Origin of the sequence: Cellulophaga fucicola, assembly GCF_900119145.1 — a bacterium.
Classification (GTDB): domain Bacteria; phylum Bacteroidota; class Bacteroidia; order Flavobacteriales; family Flavobacteriaceae; genus Cellulophaga; species Cellulophaga fucicola.
On record NZ_FPIY01000002.1, the window covers coordinates 889,362 to 910,837 of the forward strand.

At 33.6% G+C, this 21,476-nt stretch carries 23 protein-coding genes; 8 read left to right on the plus strand and 15 right to left on the minus strand.

Annotation, left to right across the window (positions count from 1 at the left end; all coding sequences use genetic code 11):
- Window positions 1–111: 111 nt before the first annotated feature.
- Window positions 112–2,196, minus strand: coding sequence for a M13 family metallopeptidase (locus BT107_RS10295; RefSeq protein WP_072303691.1), 2,085 nt, complete (start codon window positions 2,194–2,196; stop codon window positions 112–114).
- A gap of 247 nt (window positions 2,197–2,443) precedes the next feature.
- On the opposite strand from BT107_RS10295, the gene BT107_RS10300 reads away from it, so the two are divergent.
- The 3 genes from BT107_RS10300 (at window position 2,444) to BT107_RS10310 (ending at window position 3,739) form a co-directional block, all read left to right on the plus strand.
- Entirely contained in the window at window positions 2,444–2,887 is a 444-nt protein-coding gene (locus tag BT107_RS10300) for a molybdenum cofactor biosynthesis protein MoaE (RefSeq protein ID WP_072303692.1), read from the plus strand.
- A gap of 2 nt (window positions 2,888–2,889) precedes the next feature.
- The gene (gene moaC, locus BT107_RS10305; protein ID WP_072303693.1) at window positions 2,890–3,318 is read left to right on the plus strand and encodes a cyclic pyranopterin monophosphate synthase MoaC; all 429 of its coding nucleotides are present in this window, start codon (window positions 2,890–2,892) and stop codon (window positions 3,316–3,318) included.
- A 118-nt stretch (window positions 3,319–3,436) separates the two neighbouring features.
- A complete protein-coding gene (locus BT107_RS10310) occupies window positions 3,437–3,739 on the plus strand; it encodes a hypothetical protein (RefSeq protein ID WP_072303694.1) in 303 nt (100 codons plus the stop codon).
- A 1-nt stretch (window position 3,740) separates the two neighbouring features.
- Here BT107_RS10310 and BT107_RS10315 read toward each other — a convergent pair whose 3' ends face one another.
- Entirely contained in the window at window positions 3,741–4,682 is a 942-nt protein-coding gene (locus BT107_RS10315) for an NAD-dependent epimerase/dehydratase family protein (protein ID WP_072303695.1), read from the minus strand.
- Window positions 4,683–4,834: 152 nt separating this feature from the next.
- Between BT107_RS10315 and BT107_RS10320 the strand changes: the two genes are divergently transcribed.
- Both BT107_RS10320 and BT107_RS10325 read left to right on the plus strand, forming a co-directional pair.
- The gene (locus BT107_RS10320; RefSeq protein ID WP_139254307.1) at window positions 4,835–5,338 is read left to right on the plus strand and encodes a hypothetical protein; all 504 of its coding nucleotides are present in this window, start codon (window positions 4,835–4,837) and stop codon (window positions 5,336–5,338) included.
- Window positions 5,331–5,819, plus strand: a complete 489-nt coding sequence (locus BT107_RS10325; protein ID WP_072303697.1) for a nuclear transport factor 2 family protein — start codon at window positions 5,331–5,333, stop codon at window positions 5,817–5,819. Before BT107_RS10320 ends, BT107_RS10325 begins: the two co-directional genes overlap by 8 nt.
- A 47-nt stretch (window positions 5,820–5,866) precedes the next feature.
- On the opposite strand, the gene BT107_RS10330 is transcribed toward BT107_RS10325, so the two are convergent.
- On the minus strand, window positions 5,867–6,565 hold the full coding sequence (locus BT107_RS10330) for a hypothetical protein (protein ID WP_072303698.1): 699 nt from the start codon (window positions 6,563–6,565) through the stop codon (window positions 5,867–5,869).
- Window positions 6,566–6,949: 384 nt separating this feature from the next.
- Window positions 6,950–8,161, minus strand: coding sequence for a GTPase HflX (gene hflX, locus BT107_RS10335; protein ID WP_072303699.1), 1,212 nt, complete (start codon window positions 8,159–8,161; stop codon window positions 6,950–6,952).
- Window positions 8,162–8,279: 118 nt separating this feature from the next.
- Here hflX and BT107_RS10340 point away from each other — a divergent pair, with 118 nt between their 5' ends.
- Complete coding sequence (locus tag BT107_RS10340) at window positions 8,280–9,215, plus strand: endonuclease/exonuclease/phosphatase family protein (protein ID WP_072303700.1); 936 nt, start codon at window positions 8,280–8,282, stop codon at window positions 9,213–9,215.
- Window positions 9,216–9,223: 8 nt separating this feature from the next.
- Here BT107_RS10340 and BT107_RS10345 read toward each other — a convergent pair whose 3' ends face one another.
- On the minus strand, window positions 9,224–9,937 hold the full coding sequence (locus BT107_RS10345; protein ID WP_072303701.1) for a 3'-5' exonuclease: 714 nt from the start codon (window positions 9,935–9,937) through the stop codon (window positions 9,224–9,226).
- A 122-nt stretch (window positions 9,938–10,059) separates the two neighbouring features.
- Here BT107_RS10345 and BT107_RS10350 point away from each other — a divergent pair, with 122 nt between their 5' ends.
- Window positions 10,060–10,800 carry a hypothetical protein gene (locus tag BT107_RS10350; RefSeq protein ID WP_072303702.1) on the plus strand — a complete coding sequence of 247 codons (741 nt, stop codon included), beginning with the start codon at window positions 10,060–10,062 and terminating at the stop codon, window positions 10,798–10,800.
- Window positions 10,801–10,859: 59 nt separating this feature from the next.
- Here BT107_RS10350 and BT107_RS10355 read toward each other — a convergent pair whose 3' ends face one another.
- From BT107_RS10355 to nfsB, 10 genes are all read right to left on the minus strand, one after another.
- Entirely contained in the window at window positions 10,860–11,330 is a 471-nt protein-coding gene (locus BT107_RS10355) for a methylated-DNA--[protein]-cysteine S-methyltransferase (protein WP_072303806.1), read from the minus strand.
- The gene (locus BT107_RS10360; protein WP_072303703.1) at window positions 11,330–12,493 is read right to left on the minus strand and encodes a CNNM domain-containing protein; all 1,164 of its coding nucleotides are present in this window, start codon (window positions 12,491–12,493) and stop codon (window positions 11,330–11,332) included. Before BT107_RS10360 ends, BT107_RS10355 begins: the two co-directional genes overlap by 1 nt.
- 195 nt (window positions 12,494–12,688) lie before the next feature.
- Window positions 12,689–14,179, minus strand: coding sequence for an aldehyde dehydrogenase family protein (locus BT107_RS10365; RefSeq protein ID WP_072303704.1), 1,491 nt, complete (start codon window positions 14,177–14,179; stop codon window positions 12,689–12,691).
- Between the two features lie 25 nt (window positions 14,180–14,204).
- Window positions 14,205–15,146: an NADP-dependent oxidoreductase gene (locus BT107_RS10370; protein ID WP_072303807.1), complete on the minus strand. Its 942-nt coding sequence runs from the start codon at window positions 15,144–15,146 to the stop codon at window positions 14,205–14,207.
- Window positions 15,147–15,165: 19 nt separating this feature from the next.
- A complete protein-coding gene (locus BT107_RS10375) occupies window positions 15,166–16,728 on the minus strand; it encodes a carboxymuconolactone decarboxylase family protein (protein WP_084639209.1) in 1,563 nt (520 codons plus the stop codon).
- A 7-nt stretch (window positions 16,729–16,735) separates the two neighbouring features.
- Window positions 16,736–17,593: an acetolactate decarboxylase gene (gene budA, locus BT107_RS10380; RefSeq protein ID WP_072303706.1), complete on the minus strand. Its 858-nt coding sequence runs from the start codon at window positions 17,591–17,593 to the stop codon at window positions 16,736–16,738.
- 32 nt (window positions 17,594–17,625) lie between these two features.
- Window positions 17,626–18,249: a putative quinol monooxygenase gene (locus BT107_RS10385; RefSeq protein ID WP_072303707.1), complete on the minus strand. Its 624-nt coding sequence runs from the start codon at window positions 18,247–18,249 to the stop codon at window positions 17,626–17,628.
- Window positions 18,250–18,273: 24 nt separating this feature from the next.
- Window positions 18,274–19,122 carry a hypothetical protein gene (locus BT107_RS10390; RefSeq protein ID WP_072303708.1) on the minus strand — a complete coding sequence of 283 codons (849 nt, stop codon included), beginning with the start codon at window positions 19,120–19,122 and terminating at the stop codon, window positions 18,274–18,276.
- A 3-nt stretch (window positions 19,123–19,125) separates the two neighbouring features.
- A complete protein-coding gene (locus BT107_RS10395; protein ID WP_170854726.1) occupies window positions 19,126–20,010 on the minus strand; it encodes an alpha/beta fold hydrolase in 885 nt (294 codons plus the stop codon).
- Window positions 20,011–20,078: 68 nt separating this feature from the next.
- Window positions 20,079–20,732: an oxygen-insensitive NAD(P)H nitroreductase gene (nfsB, locus tag BT107_RS10400; protein WP_072303710.1), complete on the minus strand. Its 654-nt coding sequence runs from the start codon at window positions 20,730–20,732 to the stop codon at window positions 20,079–20,081.
- Window positions 20,733–20,957: 225 nt separating this feature from the next.
- Between nfsB and BT107_RS10405 the strand changes: the two genes are divergently transcribed.
- Window positions 20,958–21,341, plus strand: a complete 384-nt coding sequence (locus BT107_RS10405) for a winged helix-turn-helix transcriptional regulator (RefSeq protein ID WP_072303711.1) — start codon at window positions 20,958–20,960, stop codon at window positions 21,339–21,341.
- The last annotated feature ends 135 nt before the right edge of the window (window positions 21,342–21,476 follow it).

Sequence of the window (21,476 nt, forward strand, 5' to 3'; positions counted from 1 at the left end):
TTTTATAGTTAACAAACTAAATAAGTAGTTTTAAATTAATAAAAACAAGTAAAGGCTACTCTTTTAGGAGTAGCCTTTACTTTATAAAATTATGTATTTGTTAGTTTAAAACTACCAAATACGTACTCTATTTTCTGGAGCAACATACATTTTATCTCCTTCTACAATACCAAAAGCATCGTAGAAATAATCTATGTTAAGTAATGGTTGTACCGCTCTAATCATTCCTGGAGAGTGCGGATCTGTTTTTACCTGGTTACGTAAAGCCTCGTCTCTAGATTTTGTTCTCCAAACTGTAGCCCAAGACATAAAGAAACGTTGTTCTGCCGTAAAACCATCTATATCTTCTGGTCTTCCGTTCTCTGCATATAATAATTGTAAACCATCATAAGCACCTAAAACACCACCTAAATCACCAATGTTTTCACCTAAAGTAAATTTACCGTTTACATAAACACTATCTAATACTTCTAAATTACTGTATTGTGCAGCTAAAGCATCACCTCTTTCTGTAAAAGCAGCTAAATCTTCATCTGTCCACCAGTTTTTAAGGTTACCATCTGCATCAAAACGAGCACCACTATCATCAAAAGCATGAGATATTTCATGTCCTATTACAGCGCCAATACCACCATAGTTAACAGCATCATCTGCAGTATAGTTATAAAAAGGCGGCTGTAAAATAGCAGCAGGAAAAACAATCTCGTTATTCATTGGGTTAAAGTAAGCATTTACAGTCTGTGGAGACATTCCCCACTCGCTCTTGTCTACTGGCTCACCAATTTCTGAGTAGTTTTTATCTCTACCCCATTTACCAACAGCAGTCATATTATCAAAATAAGACTTATCTGCAGCAACTTCCATAGCAGAATAATCTTCCCAACTATCTGGGTATGCTATTTTAACAGTAAACTTATCTAACTTTTCAATTGCTTTTACTTTTGTATCCTCGCTCATCCAATCTAATTTCTTAATTCGGTTTTTATAAGCGGTAATAACGTTAGCAATCATTTTTTCTGCTTTTACTTTAGCTTCCGGCGGAAACTTAGCGTCTACATATAATTTACCTAAAGCTTCACCAACTGTACCATTTACAGTCGCTAATGCAAGTTCTTCTGCTGGACGTTGTTTTTTAGAACCTCTTAAATATTTACTATAAAATTCCCAGCTGGCAACTTCAGTAGCTGTAGTTAATCTACCAGCAGCACCATTAAAAGTATCCCACTTTACTAAAGTTTTTAAATCTTCAATAGGTGTATTCTTAAGTAGTTTATCTAGGGCAGCTGTATATTTTAATTGAGTAACTAAAATAGTATCAAACTTTTTAGTCATTCCTAAATCAGCAATCATCTTTTTAACATCTAAAGAAGAAAGCATAGCATCAGTTTCTGCTATAGTTTTAGGATTGTTCATATTTCTTGCATCACGACTTTCAACTTTGTCTAAACGAGGTTCCGCTAACTTTGTTTCTAAATCTAAGATAGTTACAGCTGCTTTGTTTGCATCTGCTTTTGTATCACCTAACATTTGTAACATTTTAGAGATGTATTTTTTATACTGCTCTCTAATTTCTTTAGACTTAGTATCTTGCTCTAGGTAATAATCACGGTCTGGCAAACCAAGACCTGCACCACCCATATAAACAGCGTTCATAGCAGAATTATTTAAATCTGCACGCACACTAAATCCAATAAAAGGAGAAGAAACAGCTGGATTTTTAGCCAAAACTGTTTGTAAATCTGCTAAATTTTTAACTTCTTCTATAGCTTTTAATGCTGGTTGAATTAATGCTAAACCAGCTTTATTTCTTGCCACTGTATCTAATTTAGTTTCAAAAATAGCCAATGCTTTAGCTTGGTCTGTTTCTGGACCATATTTACCACTCTCTTGTGCTTCTGCAATAATTTCTAAAACATCTGCATCTGTATCTTTACGCAATACAGAAAAACCACCCCAACTAGATCTGTCATCAGGAATTTCAGTGTTTTTCATCCAACTACCATTAACATAGTTATAAAAGTCTGTCTTAGGATCTACAGAAGTATCCATATTCTCTAGTGTAATACCAGGAATTTTTACTACTTCATTAGTTTCTGTTTCAGTTGTTGCCGCTTCTTTTTTACCTTCTTTACAAGAGGTAACCGCAAGAGCACCAACTAAACCTACCATAAGTAGTGATTTGTTAGTAATTTTCATTGTTCAGTTTTTAAATTGTTAAATTAGTCTTTGATCCTAATTGACTTAGTCTCTACACAAAAATAAGGAAAAGATAAAATAAAGCTTCATTTTGTATGTTAATTACATTAATAGCTCTAAAACATTATATTTTGCTAGGGTATTTTCAATATTTATTAGCAATAACAAAGCTTAAAGCAGTATTTACTATCATTAAAAAAATGGTATTTTTACTTTTTAAGCCAAGAATAGACGAAGTATAAGATTTATGAAGAACGATAAAGTAAAAAATGTGTTTAAAGAAGGTGCTATTTCTAGTGCTTTTATAGGTGAAGCAATTGCCAAACACCAGAGTAAAACACAAATAGGAGCACATAATATTTTTTTAGGTCAGGTTAGACAAGATAAAATAGACGATAAAGTTGTAATAGCTATAGATTATACTGCGTATGAAGAAATGGCAAACCTTAAGTTTCACGAAATAAAAGAAGCTACATTCTCTAAGTTCAATATTACTTGTATGCATATTTACCACAGCAAAGGAATTGTAAATGTTGGTGAAATTTGCTTGTTTGTTTTTGTTTCTGCACCACACAGACAAGTAGTTTTTGATGCTCTAAATTATGTGGTTGAAGAAATAAAGGCACAAGTACCTGTTTTTGGCAAAGAAGTTTTTGAAGACAGCTCTTATAAATGGAAAGTAAATAAATAACAATGGTAGATATTACACACAAAGCTATTACATTAAGAACAGCAATTGCACAAGCTGCTGTAAAAGTAAGCTCGCAAGCAACTATAGATGCTATAAACAATAAAACAGTACCTAAAGGAGATGTTTTTGCAATGAGCAAGGCTGCAGGTTTACTTGGTGTAAAAAAAACACCAGAGTTATTACCAGATTGCCACCCTTTACCTATAGAGTACACAGATATTAAATACCAAATTAACGACTTAGAAATTACGGTATTCATAACAGTAAAAACAAACTACAAAACTGGTGTAGAAGTAGAAGCTATGCACGGAGCAAGTGTTGTTGCCTTAAATATGTACGATATGCTTAAACCAATAGACAAAGGCATAGAGATACACCATATAAAGCTTTTAAAGAAAACTGGTGGTAAGTCTGATATTACTAATAAGTAAACTATTTTCTTAAATATTTTACGTACCGATAATCTTATAATTTTTGCTTTTACAATAGAATAAACTAACTTTAGTTTCACGCACTATTGCGGCATCACAATTCTATAAATGTGTAATTATGGACAACCTTAAACGGGTAATTGTAGATTTTAAAAAACTTACTCCAGAAGTCTTAAAGCTTTTAGTAGAAAGGTATCCTGGCGGGTATGGCGATAGGGATATTTTTACCTTTAAAAATGCCAAAAATGAAACTATTGAAGCTGTAGAAGTAATTACTGAAGACACAAAGTATCTTGTAAAAATTAGCGCTAAGTTAGAGTATACTATGGAAAATTATGACGAGGACGACTATGAGGATTTTAAAGATGATGACCCCACAGCCATCCCAGACATTAATTTAGATACAGATGATGATGATTAATTTAGTTCGCTAAATTCTTCAACATTGTTTCTGTAGTCTTTTCTAGATCAAATTCTGCTTTCCAACCCCAGTCCTTTTCCGCTGTAGAAGCATCTATACTTTGTGGCCAAGAATCTGCTATTTCTTGTCTAAAATCTACATTATAATCAATTTTAAACTCTGGTATTTGTTTTTGTATACTTGCTGCAATTTCTGTTGGCGTAAAGCTCATTGCTGCTAAGTTATAAGAAGATCGTTCTTTTATGTTCTCTGCACCAGTTTCCATAACTGCTATAGTTGCTCTAATAGCATCATCCATAAACATCATTGGTAACTTTGTGTTTTCAGATAAAAAACAAGTATAAGCCTTATTTTCTAATGCTTTGTGGTATATCTCTACTGCGTAATCTGTAGTTCCACCACCTGGCTGTGTTTTCCAACTAATTAAACCTGGGTAACGCAAACTACGCACATCTACACCATATTTATTAAAGTAGTAAGAACACCAACGTTCACCAGACTGCTTACTTATACCGTAAACTGTACTTGGTTCCATAATCGTATTTTGTGGCGTATCTTCTTTTGGTGTATTAGGACCAAAAACGGCTATACTAGATGGCCAAAATATTTTACTTATCTTTTTATCTTTTGCAAGATTTAAAACATTAAAAAGAGACCCCATATTTAAGTCCCAAGCACGCATAGGAAACTTTTCTGCAGTAGCACTTAACATTGCTGCCATAAGGTACACCTCTTCTATCTCATAATGCATTACTACATTTTCTATAGCCTTATAATCTGTAGCGTCTAAAAGCTCAAAAGGTCCACTGGCCATTAAGTCTTCTCCGCCTTCTCTTATATCACTAGCAACTACATTATCGTTACCGTGTTTTTCTCGCAAAGCTAATGTAAGCTCTGTTCCTATTTGCCCGCAGGCACCTATAATTAAGATAGATTTTTGCACAATAATTGGTGTTCTAAAATTAGACTGCAAAGATATATTTATTAAATTAACTTTAGACGCAATTACATATTTACTACTTATTTAACTAATTTTATAGATGAATACAAAGTGAACAAACTTCTTATCTTATTCTTTTTTTATACTTTCGTCTTATGAAAAGATTTTCCCTTTTTTTTATATTGATTTTTACCTTTATTTCTTGTAACCAAACAAAGAAAGAAGCCGTAAAAGAAGAGCTTGTAGCTGGTAAAATTACTTTTAATGCTAAAAAACTTCCTAAAAAGAATAAACTAGATCCAAAAGTGGTCACTGTTCTAGAAAACTGGCAAGAGTACAAAAACTTTAATACTGCTATAGATGGTATGTATAAGGCAGAAAACGATGAAGATCTGCGCTTAACACTAGACCAAATTATAGAGGCTCAGAAAAAGCTAGAAGCATCTACTTATCCTGAAGAATACAACAAGCCGCATATTAAAAGTAGGTTAACAGTTATAAAAACATATACTTTAAAAACTAAAGCAGCTATAGAATATAGTTTAGTTATTTTAGAACCTGCATCTGAGATGATAGATGCCTACAATAATTTTAGAAACCAATTTAATATTATTGCAAACAACACTTTAGACACTAACTTAATTTTACAAAATGAATAAGACCTTTGTTTTTCTTTTTATGCTTGTTACTACTTTACAACTAACAGCACAAAAAACAGAAATTAATACTGTTGTAGATGCTTGGCACAAGGCGGCATCAGATGCAGATTTTGATGCTTACTTTGGTTTAATGACAAAGGATGGTGTCTTTATAGGTACAGATGCAACAGAAAACTGGCAAAACAAAGATTTTAAAGCTTTTTCTAAACCTTATTTTGATAAAGGAAAAGCGTGGAGTTTTACAGCCTTAGAACGAAACATATACATAGACAAATCTAAAAAAATTGCTTGGTTTGATGAATTACTAGACACCCAAATGGAAATTTGCCGTGGCTCTGGAGTTCTTAAAAAAGTTAAAGGAGAATGGAAAATTGTACATTATGTGCTTTCTATTGCCATACCAAATGAAAATGTAGACAAGGTGGTTGACTTAAAAAAAGACAAAGACCAACTGCTAAAAGAAGAATTAAAACAAAACTAAAAAAGGAGCGCTTTTGCGCTCCTTTTTTATACTGTTGTAAATAGTAATTATTTTTTAGGTTCAGCAGCCTCTGCTTTTCTAGCCTCTATAGCTTGCTTGCTTAAACTTGCTAAATTAAAATTAGGTGCTATTGCCAATGCTTCATTAATAAGAACCAATGCAGCATCTGGATTTGTCTGATCGTTATTATACTGTACCAAAGCTTTTAAATGTAAAAATGCTGCTTTTAAAGACACCTCATAAGGTTGTTGTCTTTCATAAAAAGCATACTTCATATCATCCTTAGCATTTGTTAAACCATACTCAATATTAGTACCAGCTCCTGCTTTGTCTCCTGTTTGTATTTTTAAATCTGCCAACTCATACGCTAAAAAAGCATTAGGTGCTCTTTTGTTTAAAATCTCGAACTGAGCAATAGCTCTCTTTAAGTCGCCAAGATCTTTTAAAGCCAATGCTCTTACCTGCACAGCCATATCAGAATCTGTATCTTTAGTATCTAAACCAATAGTACGCAATGCTTGCATATTTTGCTTGCTGTTTACATATAAATAAGCAAGGGTATCTTTACGCGCTTCATTAGGCGCTAATACATTTAAGTGTGTTATTGCGTTAATTATTCCCTGAGTATCTCCTTGAGATTTCATTTGCTTGTAAAACGCTTCATAATGCGTTAGCAAGTCACTTTTTGTTTGTGCACTTATGCTTAATGCAAAAAGCAACACAACTGCAGTAATTATCTGTTTCATTCTCATAATTTTAGTGCTTCAAAACTATAAAAATATTTCTAGTAAACAGTAAAAAAAATTATTAGGAATAGCATAAAATAAAAAAAGCCCTCTAAAGAGGGCTCATAGGTCAAATTTGATAATAAGATTTGGGATCTTTTTATATCGTTTTTATGAAAATGCCAGATTTGGGAAAAAAGGCGTTTTAATATCGTTTGTGCAATTATTTAATTCGGATTTTATAATCGTTATTTCTTAATTACAGTGTAAAGATATGAGGAAGCCTAAAACTCTACCAATTTATGTTGTGAACCTGTCCTATTCTGTTGTATAAAAAATAAGTTGTCACTTTTCTTCGATAAAGTGCACTTTCATAGATAAATAGTAAACTATTTACGTTGTTCTCTAGTACTCGTCTAAGTGTTCTGGATAAAGAAAATTGTTATAAGGAAAACGGGTTACGTGAATATCTCTAACCTCATCATAAACTCTTTTTCTAAACGTATCTAGATTCTCATTATTTAGTGCAGAAATAAATAAAGCTCTATCTCCTACCTTTTGCATCCAAGATTTCTTCCACTCATCTAGCGTAAAATGTACTTTGGTTTTTTCCGTTACCAAATCATCTTCATCTATAGTCTCGTGTGTAAATTGATCTATTTTATTAAAAACAATAATTGTCTTTTTATCTTGCGCTTTAATTTCTTCAAGCGTATTGTGTACAGATGCTATATGATCTTCAAAATTGGGATGAGATATATCTACGATGTGTAGTAGTAAATCTGCCTCACGCACCTCATCTAATGTACTTTTAAAGCTTTCTACCAATTGCGTTGGTAGTTTTCTAATAAAACCTACAGTATCACTTAATAAAAACGGCAAGTTCCCTAAAACCACTTTACGTACAGTTGTATCTAGCGTTGCAAAAAGTTTGTCTTCTGCAAAGACTTCACTTTTACTAACAACATTCATTAAAGTAGATTTCCCTACATTGGTATAACCAACCAAAGCAACCCTAACCAAAGCTCCACGGTTACCACGTTGGGTTTCCATTTGCCTGTCTATTTTACCTAGCTTCTTTTTAAGTAGTGTAATACGGTCGCGTACAATACGCCTATCTGTTTCTATTTCCGTTTCTCCAGGTCCACGCATACCAATACCACCCTTTTGACGCTCTAAGTGAGTCCATAAACCTGTTAGTCTTGGCAGTAGATATTGGTATTGAGCCAATTCCACCTGCGTACGGGAGTAGCTTGTTTGTGCTCTCTGCGCAAAAATATCTAGAATTAGTGTTGTTCTATCTACTATTTTACATTTTAAATGACGTTCTATATTACGTTGTTGTCCTGGAGTAAGTTCATCATCAAAAATAACAGAACCTATTTCATTTTCTTCAACATAAAGTGCAACCTCATCCATTTTACCACTACCTATATATGTCTTAGGATTTGGTTTATCTATTTTTTGTACAAATCTCTTGTATACTTCGCCCCCAGCTGTATAGGTTAAAAACTCTAATTCATCTAAGTATTCTGTTACCTTTTGTTCTGTTTGTGTGCTACTTATAACTCCTATAAGCACAGCTTTTTCATATTCTACGACTATCTTCTCTAGCATATGTTTAATTTATAATGCAAATCTAATCAATACTTGCTAAGCTATTTTTGTATTTTAGCATCTAATATTAAAAAGAGAGCTCTTTTTTACTACTTTAAAATAATAAAATAAGATTAATTTGGTTACAATTGCCTTTTATAATTTAGAAAACCTATTTGATACTATTGATGACCCCACAACTTTAGATGATGATTTTACTCCTAAAGGTGTAAAAAGGTGGACAAATAATAGGTATAAGAAAAAGCTTTTTAAACTATCTAGCACTATGTCGCAGATAGGAACACATAATTCTGAAGATCCTCCTGTACTTGTAGGCATAGCAGAAGTAGAAAATGAAACCGTAGTAATAGACCTTCTTAATACTGCCAACACAGAAAACATAAATTACGCTTATGTACATTATGATTCTCCTGATGAGCGCGGTATAGACACTGGTTTAATTTACCATAAAGACCATTTTACGGTTATACACTCTGAGCCTATACACGTGCATATTATTAATACCAATGGCGAAAAAGATTATACTAGAGACATACTTTATGTACACGGAAAATTAAATGGCGAAGAAGTACACGTTTTTGTAAACCACTGGCCATCTAAAAGAGATGGTAAAATATCTACCGATTACAAAAGAATTGAAGCTGCTAAAGTACTAGTAAACTTTATAGAAAAGCTTGAAGAAAAGCACCCTAATCCTAACTACATTATTATGGGCGATTTTAATGATGGCCCAAAATCTGACAGTATAAAGGTATTAATGGATACCAATAAATTTTATAACCCTAGTGATCACTTATTAACCTTTGAAAAAGGTAGCGCTAGTTACAAAAGAAAATGGAGTTTGTTTGATCAAATAATTATATCCCATAGTTTTTTAAATTATGAAAAAGGAACCCACAGTTTTGTAGAGGCTAATATTTTTGATGAACATTTTTTAACTGAGTTCGATGGTAAGTTTAAAGGCACACCATTTAGAACGTATGTTGGTCGTAAATATGTTGGTGGTTATAGTGATCATTTTCCTGTTTTTTTACAATTTAAATATAACGAGTAGCAACAGAATTATACTCGCTTAATTTCATCAGCATCTAACAACTCTTCATTGCGTAGCCTAAGAAAAACTTGGGCTATTGCAATAACATCCAATTCGCAATACTTTACAATACGGTCTATATCGTTATCAATATAAAAAACATCTCTAACCATGCTACCGTCTATGTCTTCTTTAGGTGATGGTATACCAAGCACATTGGTCATTAGCTTTAATGAAGTGTAATGCTTAAAGTCTCCAAATTTCCAAAGTTCCATAGTGTCTATATGCGGCACCTCCCAAGGTTTTTTACCAAATAAATTAAGTTTTGGTGGTAAATCTATACGATTAATAACCATACGGCGAGCTATGTATGGAAAATCAAACTCTTTACCATTATGTGCACACAATACGTATTTAGGTGATGCAAAATGTGTGGTTAAAAGATTCTTAAACTCTTTTAATAATACATCTTCTTCTCCAAAAAAAGTAGTAACTCTAAAATTACGCGCGTCTCCTTTATTATTAAAATACCCTACAGAAATACAGACAATTTTACCAAACTCTGCCCAAATGCCAGCTCTGTCATAAAATTCTTCTGGCGTAAAATCTTCTTGCCTTTTATAGGCTGTTTTGCCTGCCCATAAATCTTTTTTTTCGTCGGACATTTGGCTATAATCCTCATACTCAGGCACAGTTTCAATATCTAAAAAAAGAATATGTTCTAGGTTAATTTTATGAAGCATAATAATGGTTTAGTATTTAAAAGAAAACTGAATATAAGTATAAATTACCTTTTATCGAAATACAGCATATCTAGCCAATAAAATCTTACAAATACAGTTAGTCTAAAAAACAAAACATACATATGAAATTAAAGTTATTGCCATTAGCATTAATTGCTGTTACATTATTTTCTTGTTCTAGTGATGATGATACAGATGCTGCAAACCCCGAAGATCAAGAAGAACAAAATACAAGCTGCGATAAAGTTGAAAATTTTGTCTTTACAGAAAAAGACGGATTAGTAAGCGTTGAGTTTGAAGATGCAGTTTTTACTGATTCTTGGAAGTTTAAAAAAGACGACAACAATGCATCTGGAAAAGGCTATATGGTTTGGGAAGGCGACCAATACTTAGGAAAACCTGGTGAGGGCTTAGCTACTTACAGTATTAAAATTAACAACCCTGGGACGTACAGATTTTTATGGAAATCTTCTGTAAAAACAGGCAACAGCGGGTCTGACCATAATGACACTTGGCTGCGTTTTGCAGATGCTGATGATTTTTACGGAGAAAAAGAAGGTAGTATAGTGTATCCAAAAGATACTGGAAAGACACCTAACCCCGAAGGAGCATCAAAAGATGGTTGGTTTAAAATTTACAGAAGCGGTAATGATTTAGATTTTAAATGGCAAGCAAATACATCTGATAATGATAGTCACCCTGTTTTTGTTACATTTAATAAAGCAGGCACCTATACTATGGAAATCTCTGCTCGTTCATCTGGACATGCAATAGATAAGTTTATTCTTTTTAATGATACTTACACGCAATCTGATGCTACTGCAGACGATGTTCAGTTAAGTGAAATTACGTGCAAAAACTAAATAGTACCTTATATAAATAATAAAAAACCGACTCATTCCTGAGTCGGTTTTTTTATGTTTTAAAATAAGGATGTCTGTTTAGCCGGACTCTCATGTTCTAATAGCCATTTTTTACGGTGTAAGCCACCTGCATAGCCTGTTAAAGACCCATTGCTACCAATTACTCTATGACAAGGAATAATAATCCACAAAGGGTTTTTACCATTTGCCGCTGCTACAGCCCTTATAGCTTTAGGATCACCTAAAACCTTAGAGAGTTCTAAATAAGAACACGTTTTACCGTAAGGAATTTCTAAAAGGCCATTCCATACCTTTTTCTGAAAATCTGTTCCTTCCGGATTTAACTCAATACTAAATGTTGTGCGTTCCCCGCTAAAATATTCTTGTAGTTGGTAAACAGCATCTTCAAGCACTTCCGGAATTACAGTAGTTACTTCGGCATCATCTAAAACAGAAATTACAGAAAGTCCGTCTTCATCGCCCTCTATTTTGGCTATACCCAACGGAGTCTTTATGTAAGCGGTTTCTATCATTTTATATCTTCAGCAGAACCTGGCTTTGTATCAGAACTATCAGTTTTACCATCTTCTTCACCAATTAACCCCATTTTTTTTGCTCTGGTCTCCCAGTTTTTACGGGCCAAAGATTGTAAATCGGCAATGTGATCGCTCTCATCCATAATCTCCATTCCTAACAAGGTTTCTATAACATCTTCCATAGTAACCAAGCCACTAACAGATCCGTACTCATCTACAACCAAAGCAACGTGCTCTCTTTTCTTTATAAAAGTCTCAAACAATTGCGGAATTGGTGTATTACGTTCTGTTGCTAAAATTTCTCTTTTTATGCTAGACAAAGGAGAATTCCCATTTTTATTAATAACCTCTTCTAAAATGTTATCTTTTAAAACAAAACCGGTAATATTATCTAAAGAACCGCTATACACTGGTATTCTAGAAAAACGCATTTTAGGATTAGCAGCATAGAACTCACCTATTGTTGCTGTTTCTGCCGCTGATTTTAAAACCGTACGTGGTGTCATTATATGTTTGGCTAAAATTTCATCGAACTCTAATAAATTACGTATAATTTTAGATTCAGATTCCTGAAAAACACCTTCTTCGTGTGCTATATCTGCCATAGTAGTAAAATCTTCTCTGCTTAATACGCTACCATGATGTTCTTTGCTACCTACCAATTTAGTAAACACTTGTAGGATCCATAGGAGTCCTGTCCACTTTAAAATTAAGACCATAATATTTAAAGCCTTAGTTGTAAAGTTTGCAAGTTGTTTCCAGTATGTTGCCCCAATAGTTTTAGGTATAATTTCTGATGCCACTAAAATTAAAATAGTCATTAAAGTAGATACAATACCAACCATTAAATCCTCTGTAAAAGTAACTCCCAACACACTTGTTGTTGTACTACCATACATTTCTGCATAGGCTACTTTTGCTTGTACCCCAACTAAAATTGCGCCAACAGTATGTGCAATAGTATTTAACGTTAAAATTGCAATTAGTGGTTTATCTACGTCTTTCTTTAACGCTTCTAAACCTAGAGCAAAGCTTTTACCTTCTTTCTTTTTAACATTTATAAATGTTGTAGTAACACTCAATAGTACTGCTTCTAAAATAGAACACAGAAAAGAAAAGAAAACAGAAATAAATGCATAAAATAATAATAGAGCCATAGTGTTTATTTAAAGTACGAAAATAGCAAAAAGTTAGCAGTTCTAAGTTATTAATAAATAGAAGCGTAACGCAACTACTCTTTAATTATTTTTTAAGTTTGATAAAACTTCTGAAAACAAAAAATCTGTGTGTAAAGGTTAATGTTAACATTAACCTTTACACACAGAAAAATAACAAATCAACTAAACTTATTTCTATTGAAAATCCGATGCTTTAAAAGGATATTTCCTAGGTGTTTTTTGAATGGTTATCCAATGTGCTACGGTAAACGATTTCACGCCCCATTGTCCATTAAAACGACCTAAACCTGAGTTTTTAACTCCACCGAATGGTGCATAGGCACTGTCATTTACAGGCTGATCATTAATATGCGTCATTCCAGCTTCAATGCCTTGTGCAAACGCCATTCCTTTTGCTTCGTCTTGTGTAAATACAGAACTAGATAAACCGTAGTCTGTAGCATTTGCTAATCGTAAAGCATCTTCCGTATCTTTTGCGCGAGCAATGGACACTGCTGGTCCAAAAATTTCATTTTGAAATAACGGACAGTTTTCATCTACATCTACAAAAACGTGTGGTGGCATATGTAAACCTTCTGCTTCACCACCTAAAGCCATTTTGTAACCTTGTTCTTTTGCATCGTCTATTAATCCTTTGACAGTATCAAACTGGTTTTGGTCAATAATAGGACCTACAAACGTATCCGGATCATTCATATCCAAACGTTTTAAGGTCTTTACTTTTGCTATAAACTTTTCTGTAAATTCATCATAGACTTTATCTTCTACGATAATTCTGTTGATAGCCATACAGATTTGACCTTGGTTCATAAATTTACCCCAAGCAGCAGCTTCAACCGCTTGGTCAATATCTGCATCTTCTAGTACCACGAACGGACTATTACCTCCTAATTCTAATTCGATATTTTTTATAATATCAGCACTCAACGCGTTAATTCCTACTTGACGACCAACTGGCGTTGAACCTGTAAACGAAATTAATTTTGAGATAGGATGTTTTGTAATTGCAGTACCAATAGTGCTTCCGCCACCAGGCAATACACTTAATAATCCTTTTGGGAAACCTGCTTCTTCTAAAAATGAAGCAAAAATTAATCCTCCTGTAACTATAGATGTTGATGCTGGTTTTAAAACCACTGCGTTACCTACTGCTAAGGCAGGACCTAAAGTACGTGCTGTTAATTGTCCTGGGAAATTCCAAGGAGAAATTAAACCAATAACCCCTAATGGTTTTCTAACTGCAATAGATTCTTTACCCTCTATATCTCGCGGTAAAATTTTACCTTCTACTAATAATGGTAAATGCACCGCGCTTTCAAAAACACTAGCTACTAACTCAGCTTCAAAATAGCCTTTTGCCAAAGTTGCACCTACTTCTTTTCGTGCCCATTCTGCAAACTCTTGTTTTCTGTTTCTTACCACTTCGGCAAGTTTAAGCATCATTCTACTTTTTTCTGGAGGAAGTACTGCCGCCCATTTTTTTTGAGCAATTGCAGCTGTCTCAAAAGCTTCATTTACATCATCTTCGGTAGCGCTATTTAAAGATAATAACTCCTCTTGGTTCCAAGGATTTATATCTTTTATTACTGGTCCTTTTCCTTCTTTCCATTCACCACCAACAAATATTTTTTTCGTGTAATTTGGTAATTCTTCTTGTGTTTTCATTTTTATAGTGTTTTAATAGTTGTTACTAAATTGTTACGATAATTTTACCCACTGTTCTTCCTTTTTCTACTTCGGTATGGGCAGGAGCCATATCTTCAAAAGCAAACGTTTTGTAAATGTTTGGTTTAATACTACCGTTTTCTAACATACCTTTTAAAGTATTCATATCCTCTGCGCTAGAATGCACTAGAATATTATTAATAGATAATTTTTTATCAGCTACAATGGCGTTAGCATCTTCTGGTAAATCTTTATCTAATGTGGTAAAAAGTGTACCACCTTCTTTTAAAACTTTTACTGAATTTTCTAAGACCTTACCACCAAGTGTGTCTAAAACAAAGTCGATATCTGTTAATACGTCTTCAAATTTTTGAGCGTGATAATCAATTGCGTTATCTGCTCCAATAGAGGTAACAAATGCAGTGTTTTTTGCCGAGGCAGTAGTATTCACAAAAGCTCCCATTGCTTTTGCAATTTGGATAGCAAAATGACCAACACCACCAGAACCTGCTTGTATTAGTACTTTATCACCTTTATTAATCCTTCCTTCTAAGATTTGCAGTGCAGTTAGAGCAGCTAAAGTTGTAGCTGCAGCCTCTTCAAAAGAGACGTTGTCTGGCATTGTAGCTAAATGTGCTTCTGGCGCAGCAACAAATTCCGCGTAAGCGTTACCAACACCAGGAAAATTCACCATACCAAAGACTTTGTCGCCTATTTTAAAATTGGTAACATCAGTACCAACTTCTGTTATGGTTCCTGCTATGTCCCAGCCTAAAATTACAGGTCGTTTTTCACCGTACATCATATTCAGCATCTTATCTTGATACTTTGGTTTTACATCTGCCGGGTTTAATGAAATAGCCTTTACCGCTACTAATACTTCGTTATCTTTTATGCTTGGTTTTGCTACTTCTGCTAAATGAAGGTTTTCTGGTCCTCCTGCTTTTTCTAATACTATTGCTTTCATAGTGTGAGTTTTTTTTAGATTATTTTTTATTGTAGACAACGGTCATTCCCTTGCCTTGCTTAAGTGTTAAGCGCATTTTGGTATCTGTTACTTCAATTACAAGTTCATCATACCCTAAATCCATATCTCCGATTTTGCTAGTTCTGGTGAAAAAATTATTCTTCCAATCCCAAGTTCCTGTCAAAACTTTACCTCCAAAAACTCCAAATATTTGACCGTCGTGAGTAGCAACAGATTGTCCGTCTTTGTCACCATAAAAATTATCGGCAGCTATCTTTAAATATTCTTCTTTTGTGTTTATTCGTTTCCAATTTTCTACACTAATATTAGAATCGGTAGATAAATTATAGACTTGTATCTTGTTACTGAAAATTAAAGGTGTGTAAAGTAAATTGTCCAGTATACTAATGTCTGCTAAACCTTTAGGGAAGTTTCCAATGAGCTTTTTTTCATTTGAATTAATAAAAAACAACTCGCCAGTAGTATTACTGCTTACCAAATACCCGTTATTAACAGAAGTAACACCATCTAAACCACCTAGTTTATACGCGCTTGTAATTATTTGGTAAGACTTATTGGTAATATTTACCGAATACATACTCCCGAAATTACTTGCAGTAATTGTCTGACTTAACTCTGCTCCATAATCGGCAATAACTAACTGATTATCTTGTATAAATAATCCGTTTGGATGCTTAATTTCCGGCGATTGAAACCAAACCTCTAATTTGTTATTTACTAATGTGAAAATTTTACCACTTGCTATATCAGAGATAAATACCTGTCCGTTTTTAGAAACTACAACGTCATTTAATGACACAACATCTGGAGAAGTAATGCTATTTACGACTTTACCATTTTTAACATTGATAATATGAAGCTCCTTACCATCGCCAACGTATAATTTGTCTTGATAAAATGCTAAACCTGCTGGCGAATTTAAACCAGTTACCCATTTATAATTATCAACTTTTCCGTCCTTTGAAATTCTACTTATATACCCTTTGTTATTTTGATTTACGTTAGAAACATATAACCAATTCTCTGTTGGTGATGCCACAATAGACTCAGGCATAGAAAAGCCATCTAACTCCCAGTTTTTAACTAATTGTTGTGTTGTATTTATGTGATTAGATGCTCTATAGTTTGTTTCTTCTAAAACTTCCTTTAAAGTAAATATGCCATTATTTGCAGCTGGAAAGCCCGTATACAAGCTTAACAAAATCATAGTTTCTGAAATCTCATTTGGCGTAACACCTAAATTTAAGGCAGCCTTTATATGTGATTTTAACTGCGATTTTGCATTAGCTTGTGTAGTAAGACTAGCTATGATTAATAATTCTTTGGTTTTAAAATCTATACCTTTTCTGTTATAAATTTCTCCAAAACCATAGCGAATAATATAATCTGCCATATCTGGAGAGACACTTTTAAAAGCTGCTTCTAATCCTTTTGAAGCTCCTTCGCCATTAACCTCGTTAACAATTTTAACGCCTGTTTTATAGTTGTCTTCTTTTGTATTTTGCGCATTACTTGCAAAAGAGAAAGACAATGCTAAAACCAAAATGATGTGCTTTTTCATAATCTTCTTATTTACCGTTTTGCTTTGCGGTTGCTTTTGGTGAGGCACCTTGCTTCAACGTTTTGTTTCTGAATTTTTCGGTTTGAGGAAGCTGTAGGTTTACTTGGTTTATTTCTTGAATTTCTACTTGAAGTTTGTCAAACTTGATATCTTCTAAATGCCCTCCTAGTGTTATATCTTCAGATAAAAAGTGAAAGTGCATTCCTGGTATCACTACGTTTCCAATATAATCTGGCGTAAATAAGCCTACTAAAGTTCCTTTGATATTTTCTCTAGTATACATTACTCTTGTATCTAAATATTCAAATAGAGAAACATCTTCATTTTCTACTTTATGTGCAGATGCCATTTTTAGATATCCAAACTCTCCTTTAATTCTGTAAGCATAAAAACTATTTTTAGAAGTAGAGTATTTTTGAAGCTCTTTATTTAGTTCTTCGTATGAAGTAATGTTTTCAACGGTTACCGTTTTTTTTGGTTGAAAATTTATCATCGTCATATTAGGCGATTCTAAATCTTCTGGTGCTTCTTTAATTCCGCCTTCCGCATCAATAGTATATACCACACCATCTACAGCAACCAGTTCACCTGCTAGGTGATTTACGGTACCAATACCAATATTACCTTGCTGTACCATTTGTTCTGGCGTAAAATCACCTTCATATATACTATTTAACAACGCAACCGTTGGCGCATATTGATGAATGGTGTTTTCCGTATGTGGTGCTAATCCGTTATCATCAACGTTGTGTGGATGCGGATGTTCGTGATCTTGCGTTTCTGTAGTTGAAACTGCTTCTTTTTTGTCCTGATTTCCGCAGCTTGCTAAAATTGCCAAGGAAACTAATAGAATTGCTTTTTTCATAAGAGTGCTTTTTAGTTGATTATTGATTTCTCTTAAATTTCTGTAACGAAATTCATATACTGCTTTAAATCACCAATGACAGCTTCTTCCATCAGTTTGCCTGTTTTTACTGCATAAGGTTGATTAAAGTGAATGTCCCAAACATCAGATTCTTTTCTCCAATGCTCATAAACTGCTAGGGTATCCTCTTGATTATCTACTGTATATAAATCAAAAAGGATGTTGCCTTCTTCCTCTTTTCTTGTGTGGGTAATGTGATTTTCAAACTGTTCAATAAGTGCTTTTCTAAATTCAGTTCTTATTTTAAAAATGAAGAAAATAATAAATACGTCATCTTCAGGATTTGCAGATTTAGAATGGTCTGGAAGCGGATTTGTATCGCCTAAAAAGTAGAAATCTGGAGCCGACTGTAGGGCGGTCTGTCCTACTTCCATTAACTTTTTGGTATGTGGTTCGTTATCGTGAGATGTAATAGCAGCCTTGTCTGCCCAACGTTCGTAAACAAAAAACACATTGTCTTCTGTTTTAGATACAAATACTCTAATCTCTTTATTACCAGCTTCTTTTTGTGTTGCCGCTTGTGCTTCTTTAAGCGTTGCTGCAAACGTGTCTTTATGTTCTGGTTTTGCTGTAAATTTTACTATTGTACTTTTCATAATAAATGTTTTTATAATTGAATTTTATTTTAATGGAGTAAGTGGCACTTTTTGAATGATTGTAACTTCTTTTATTTTTGCAAACCTGTCATTTGGATTATCCTTTACTATCCAATGGTGTGCGGTAGTTGCGGTTAATTTCTGACCCTCTTTTGTTATCCCTTTCCAAACAAAATCTACATTGACGTCATATTCATTTTCGGAAATTACTTTTACAGTAAAGTTCTCTGGGAAATGACTGCTTTCCTTCAATTTTTTTGGTGTACCATTTAACCATTCTTCTAATTGCTCTATGGTAACAATTGGTTCGCTATTTGTTGAAAAATTAAGTTTAAAGTCATCAGCTAATACCTCTTTAAAAGGCGCAACATTACCATCTAGTTGTTCCATATTTAAGAGCCAGTAGTGCATAAGAGATAACATTCTGTTTTCTGGATACGCATCCTCAAACGTTGGGTCTTTAATCTCGCCAGTAGGCTTAATATTGATTTCTGTAAATACAGGTAAAAGTGCACCAGGAACTTCTTTTAAAAATGTGCTATAATGCAAAGGATAGCTGTCATTAGAACCGTCTGACTTTAAATTTTGATATATAATATCAGCTTCTAAATTAGTAGTACCGTTCTCTAATTTATTAACTGCTATATTTTGAATATGATGCGCATTTTTCCATCCTTTATAAACTTTTAATCTGTCAAGATAATTCGCTTTGCCTTGCATTTCTCCAGCTGCAGATTTCATTTTTATATCATCTGCTAAAATTTCTAACTGATTTTCTAGTCGCTGTTTGTTTTCAAAATCACGTTCATAAAAAAGATACCAACGGTGATATTGTACAATAGCTGCGTGAACAATTTTTGTATCTGTTTCCATAATTTATTTAGTGTTAGAAATGAATTTTTTAATATCATTAGCCACCTCCTCTGGAACTTCTAATTGTGGAGAGTGCGATGCGTTTTCAATAACGACTAACTTCGCATTGGGGATATGATCTCTGTAGTACTCTGCCACATTAAACTTTACCACTTCATCGTGTCTACCTTGCAAGACTAATGTGGGTACTTTTATAGATTGTACATCATCTTTAAGATTGAAATATTTTCCATTTTTAATTGCAGGAATTAAAGAACCATCTACAAAATCTTTACTATTGTTTATGGTTTCTATCATGTAATCGGCTATAGGTCCAGGAAGGTCCGGCACTTTATAAAAGACGCGAGAAAGCACAGCATCCAATTCTTCTTTGTTTTTAATTTCTTTACCAAAACCACCATACACAACGTGGTCATCTATATTAATACCCGCAGCATCTAGTAAAATTAGGTTGTTAAGGTCATTGGGATATTTAATAGCAAATGCTGCAGCGGTATGTCCGCCCATTGAGTTACCAACAAGGTTAAATTGATTTACGCCCAATTCCTCTAAAAAAGATTTTAAAAAAGCTGCTTGTCCGTCTATGGAATAATCAAGTCCTTCTTTTCTTTCATTTTCACCGTGACCCGCTAAATCGGGTAGAATTAAATGATAGTCTTCTGATAAAAATTTAGCCGTTTGTAAAAAACTACTTTTATCATCTCCCATACCGTGAATAAGAACAAAGTCTGGCTTATCATCTTCCCCTTCACTTTCATAGAAATGAACAGTGTAGCCATTTATTTCAATCGTTTTTTTCTCAAGACCGGCAGCACGAGCATAGCTTGAATTGGTTTGGTCTACAAGAATTTTTGGAAAGAAGAAGTATATGACTGCTATAGCAATCACTAATACTCCAATAATTCCACCAATGATTTTTAAAAGCTTCTTCATAATTTCTAGAGTTTTAAATTTGATTATAACTGAGTAATAACTATTTCTTCAGAAAATCTAGATTTCGGCAATTTTGCATTAAAGTCACTGTCTTTTCTATAACCTAAAGACACTACAGCTAGAGCGGTGAAGCCTTTTTCGCGTAAGCTAAATTCTTCATCTAAGGCTTTTACATCTACACCTTCCATTGGGCAAGCATCAATACCTAAGGCAGCTGCACCTAATAAAAGTGCGCCCATATTTAAATACACTTGCTTTTCCATCCAGTGTGGTAAATCTTTAAGGTCGTAGCGGTGAATGTTTGCAAATAGCATACGACCACCGTGCATTTGATCTTTAAACTCCTGTGCTGCAAAGCGACCATCTTGGTCTTCTTGCTCCAAAATGCTATTCATATAATCATCGTCTGCATCTGTGCGAGCTGCGATAACAATTACGTGAGATGCGTCTAAGACTTTTGGTGTGTTGAATTTGAAAAATCCTTGTGTCCCTTTTGCAATTCGTTCTTTACCATCTTGAGTATCTGCTATTAAAAAATGCCAAGGTTGTAGGTTTACACTAGAAGGACTTAAACGCAGTACATCTTTTATTTGTTGAAAATCTGCATCTGATATTTTCTTAGTTGCATCAAATTCTTTTGCTGAGTAGCGGTTGTTTAATATTTCTGTTAAATTCATTTTTACTTTTTCTTAACTTGTTGATTACTAATACTATCAAAATTATAGTGCAAATATAGATATAGAGTTGATACGTGTCAATAACGGTCACAAAGTATAGTATAAAAATATAATTATAAAGCACTGTAATACAGTGCGATAAGTAATAATATTTTAACTATAAAAAGTATAGTTGCACACTATAGTAAAGCTTTATATCTTTGTCAGACATTTAATATTTAAGAAATGGACAGAAAAGAACTGTTTGAAAAGAAACCAAAAATTAAAATCAATGATAAAATATCATTCTGCCCAACAAGCGCAGCAATGGAATTGATTGGCGGTAAATGGAAGAGTGTTATACTAACCCACTTAATAGGCGATAAAAAACGCTATAATGAATTACGTAAAGAAATCCCTGGTATTACTGAGCGTACGTTGAGTTTACAGTTAAAACAATTAGAAGCCGATGGAATGGTAAACAGAAAAGTGTTTACTAAAAAACCGCCTTTAAAAGTAGAATATACGCTTACAGAGTTTGGGCAAACATTGGTTCCGATTTTAAACCTAATTGTTGATTGGGGATTACAGGCGGCAGAGACTAAAGGTGAGTTTTTGTTTGAAGAATAGAAATTAGATTTTTTAAAACGAAAAAAGGCAGCAAATGGCTGCCTTTTTATAAACTATAGTTTAAACGATACTAAATCTTCCTCATAAACCTTCTTCAACTTATAGTACAATTATAGTCACAGTTTAGACCTTAAA

What these genes read in the sequence shown, in the direction of transcription:
- BT107_RS10295 (WP_072303691.1), bottom strand. Translation starts at nt 2,196, where the DNA reads ATGAAAATTACTAACAAATCACTACTTATGGTAGGTTTAGTTGGTGCT.
- BT107_RS10300 (WP_072303692.1), top strand. Translation starts at nt 2,444, where the DNA reads ATGAAGAACGATAAAGTAAAAAATGTGTTTAAAGAAGGTGCTATTTCT.
- moaC (WP_072303693.1), top strand. Translation starts at nt 2,890, where the DNA reads ATGGTAGATATTACACACAAAGCTATTACATTAAGAACAGCAATTGCA.
- BT107_RS10310 (WP_072303694.1), top strand. Translation starts at nt 3,437, where the DNA reads ATGGACAACCTTAAACGGGTAATTGTAGATTTTAAAAAACTTACTCCA.
- BT107_RS10320 (WP_139254307.1), top strand. Translation starts at nt 4,835, where the DNA reads ATGAAAAGATTTTCCCTTTTTTTTATATTGATTTTTACCTTTATTTCT.
- BT107_RS10325 (WP_072303697.1), top strand. Translation starts at nt 5,331, where the DNA reads ATGAATAAGACCTTTGTTTTTCTTTTTATGCTTGTTACTACTTTACAA.
- BT107_RS10330 (WP_072303698.1), bottom strand. Translation starts at nt 6,565, where the DNA reads ATGAAACAGATAATTACTGCAGTTGTGTTGCTTTTTGCATTAAGCATA.
- hflX (WP_072303699.1), bottom strand. Translation starts at nt 8,161, where the DNA reads ATGCTAGAGAAGATAGTCGTAGAATATGAAAAAGCTGTGCTTATAGGA.
- BT107_RS10345 (WP_072303701.1), bottom strand. Translation starts at nt 9,937, where the DNA reads ATGCTTCATAAAATTAACCTAGAACATATTCTTTTTTTAGATATTGAA.
- BT107_RS10350 (WP_072303702.1), top strand. Translation starts at nt 10,060, where the DNA reads ATGAAATTAAAGTTATTGCCATTAGCATTAATTGCTGTTACATTATTT.
- BT107_RS10360 (WP_072303703.1), bottom strand. Translation starts at nt 12,493, where the DNA reads ATGGCTCTATTATTATTTTATGCATTTATTTCTGTTTTCTTTTCTTTT.
- BT107_RS10365 (WP_072303704.1), bottom strand. Translation starts at nt 14,179, where the DNA reads ATGAAAACACAAGAAGAATTACCAAATTACACGAAAAAAATATTTGTT.
- BT107_RS10370 (WP_072303807.1), bottom strand. Translation starts at nt 15,146, where the DNA reads ATGAAAGCAATAGTATTAGAAAAAGCAGGAGGACCAGAAAACCTTCAT.
- BT107_RS10375 (WP_084639209.1), bottom strand. Translation starts at nt 16,728, where the DNA reads ATGAAAAAGCACATCATTTTGGTTTTAGCATTGTCTTTCTCTTTTGCA.
- budA (WP_072303706.1), bottom strand. Translation starts at nt 17,593, where the DNA reads ATGAAAAAAGCAATTCTATTAGTTTCCTTGGCAATTTTAGCAAGCTGC.
- BT107_RS10385 (WP_072303707.1), bottom strand. Translation starts at nt 18,249, where the DNA reads ATGAAAAGTACAATAGTAAAATTTACAGCAAAACCAGAACATAAAGAC.
- BT107_RS10390 (WP_072303708.1), bottom strand. Translation starts at nt 19,122, where the DNA reads ATGGAAACAGATACAAAAATTGTTCACGCAGCTATTGTACAATATCAC.
- nfsB (WP_072303710.1), bottom strand. Translation starts at nt 20,732, where the DNA reads ATGAATTTAACAGAAATATTAAACAACCGCTACTCAGCAAAAGAATTT.
- BT107_RS10405 (WP_072303711.1), top strand. Translation starts at nt 20,958, where the DNA reads ATGGACAGAAAAGAACTGTTTGAAAAGAAACCAAAAATTAAAATCAAT.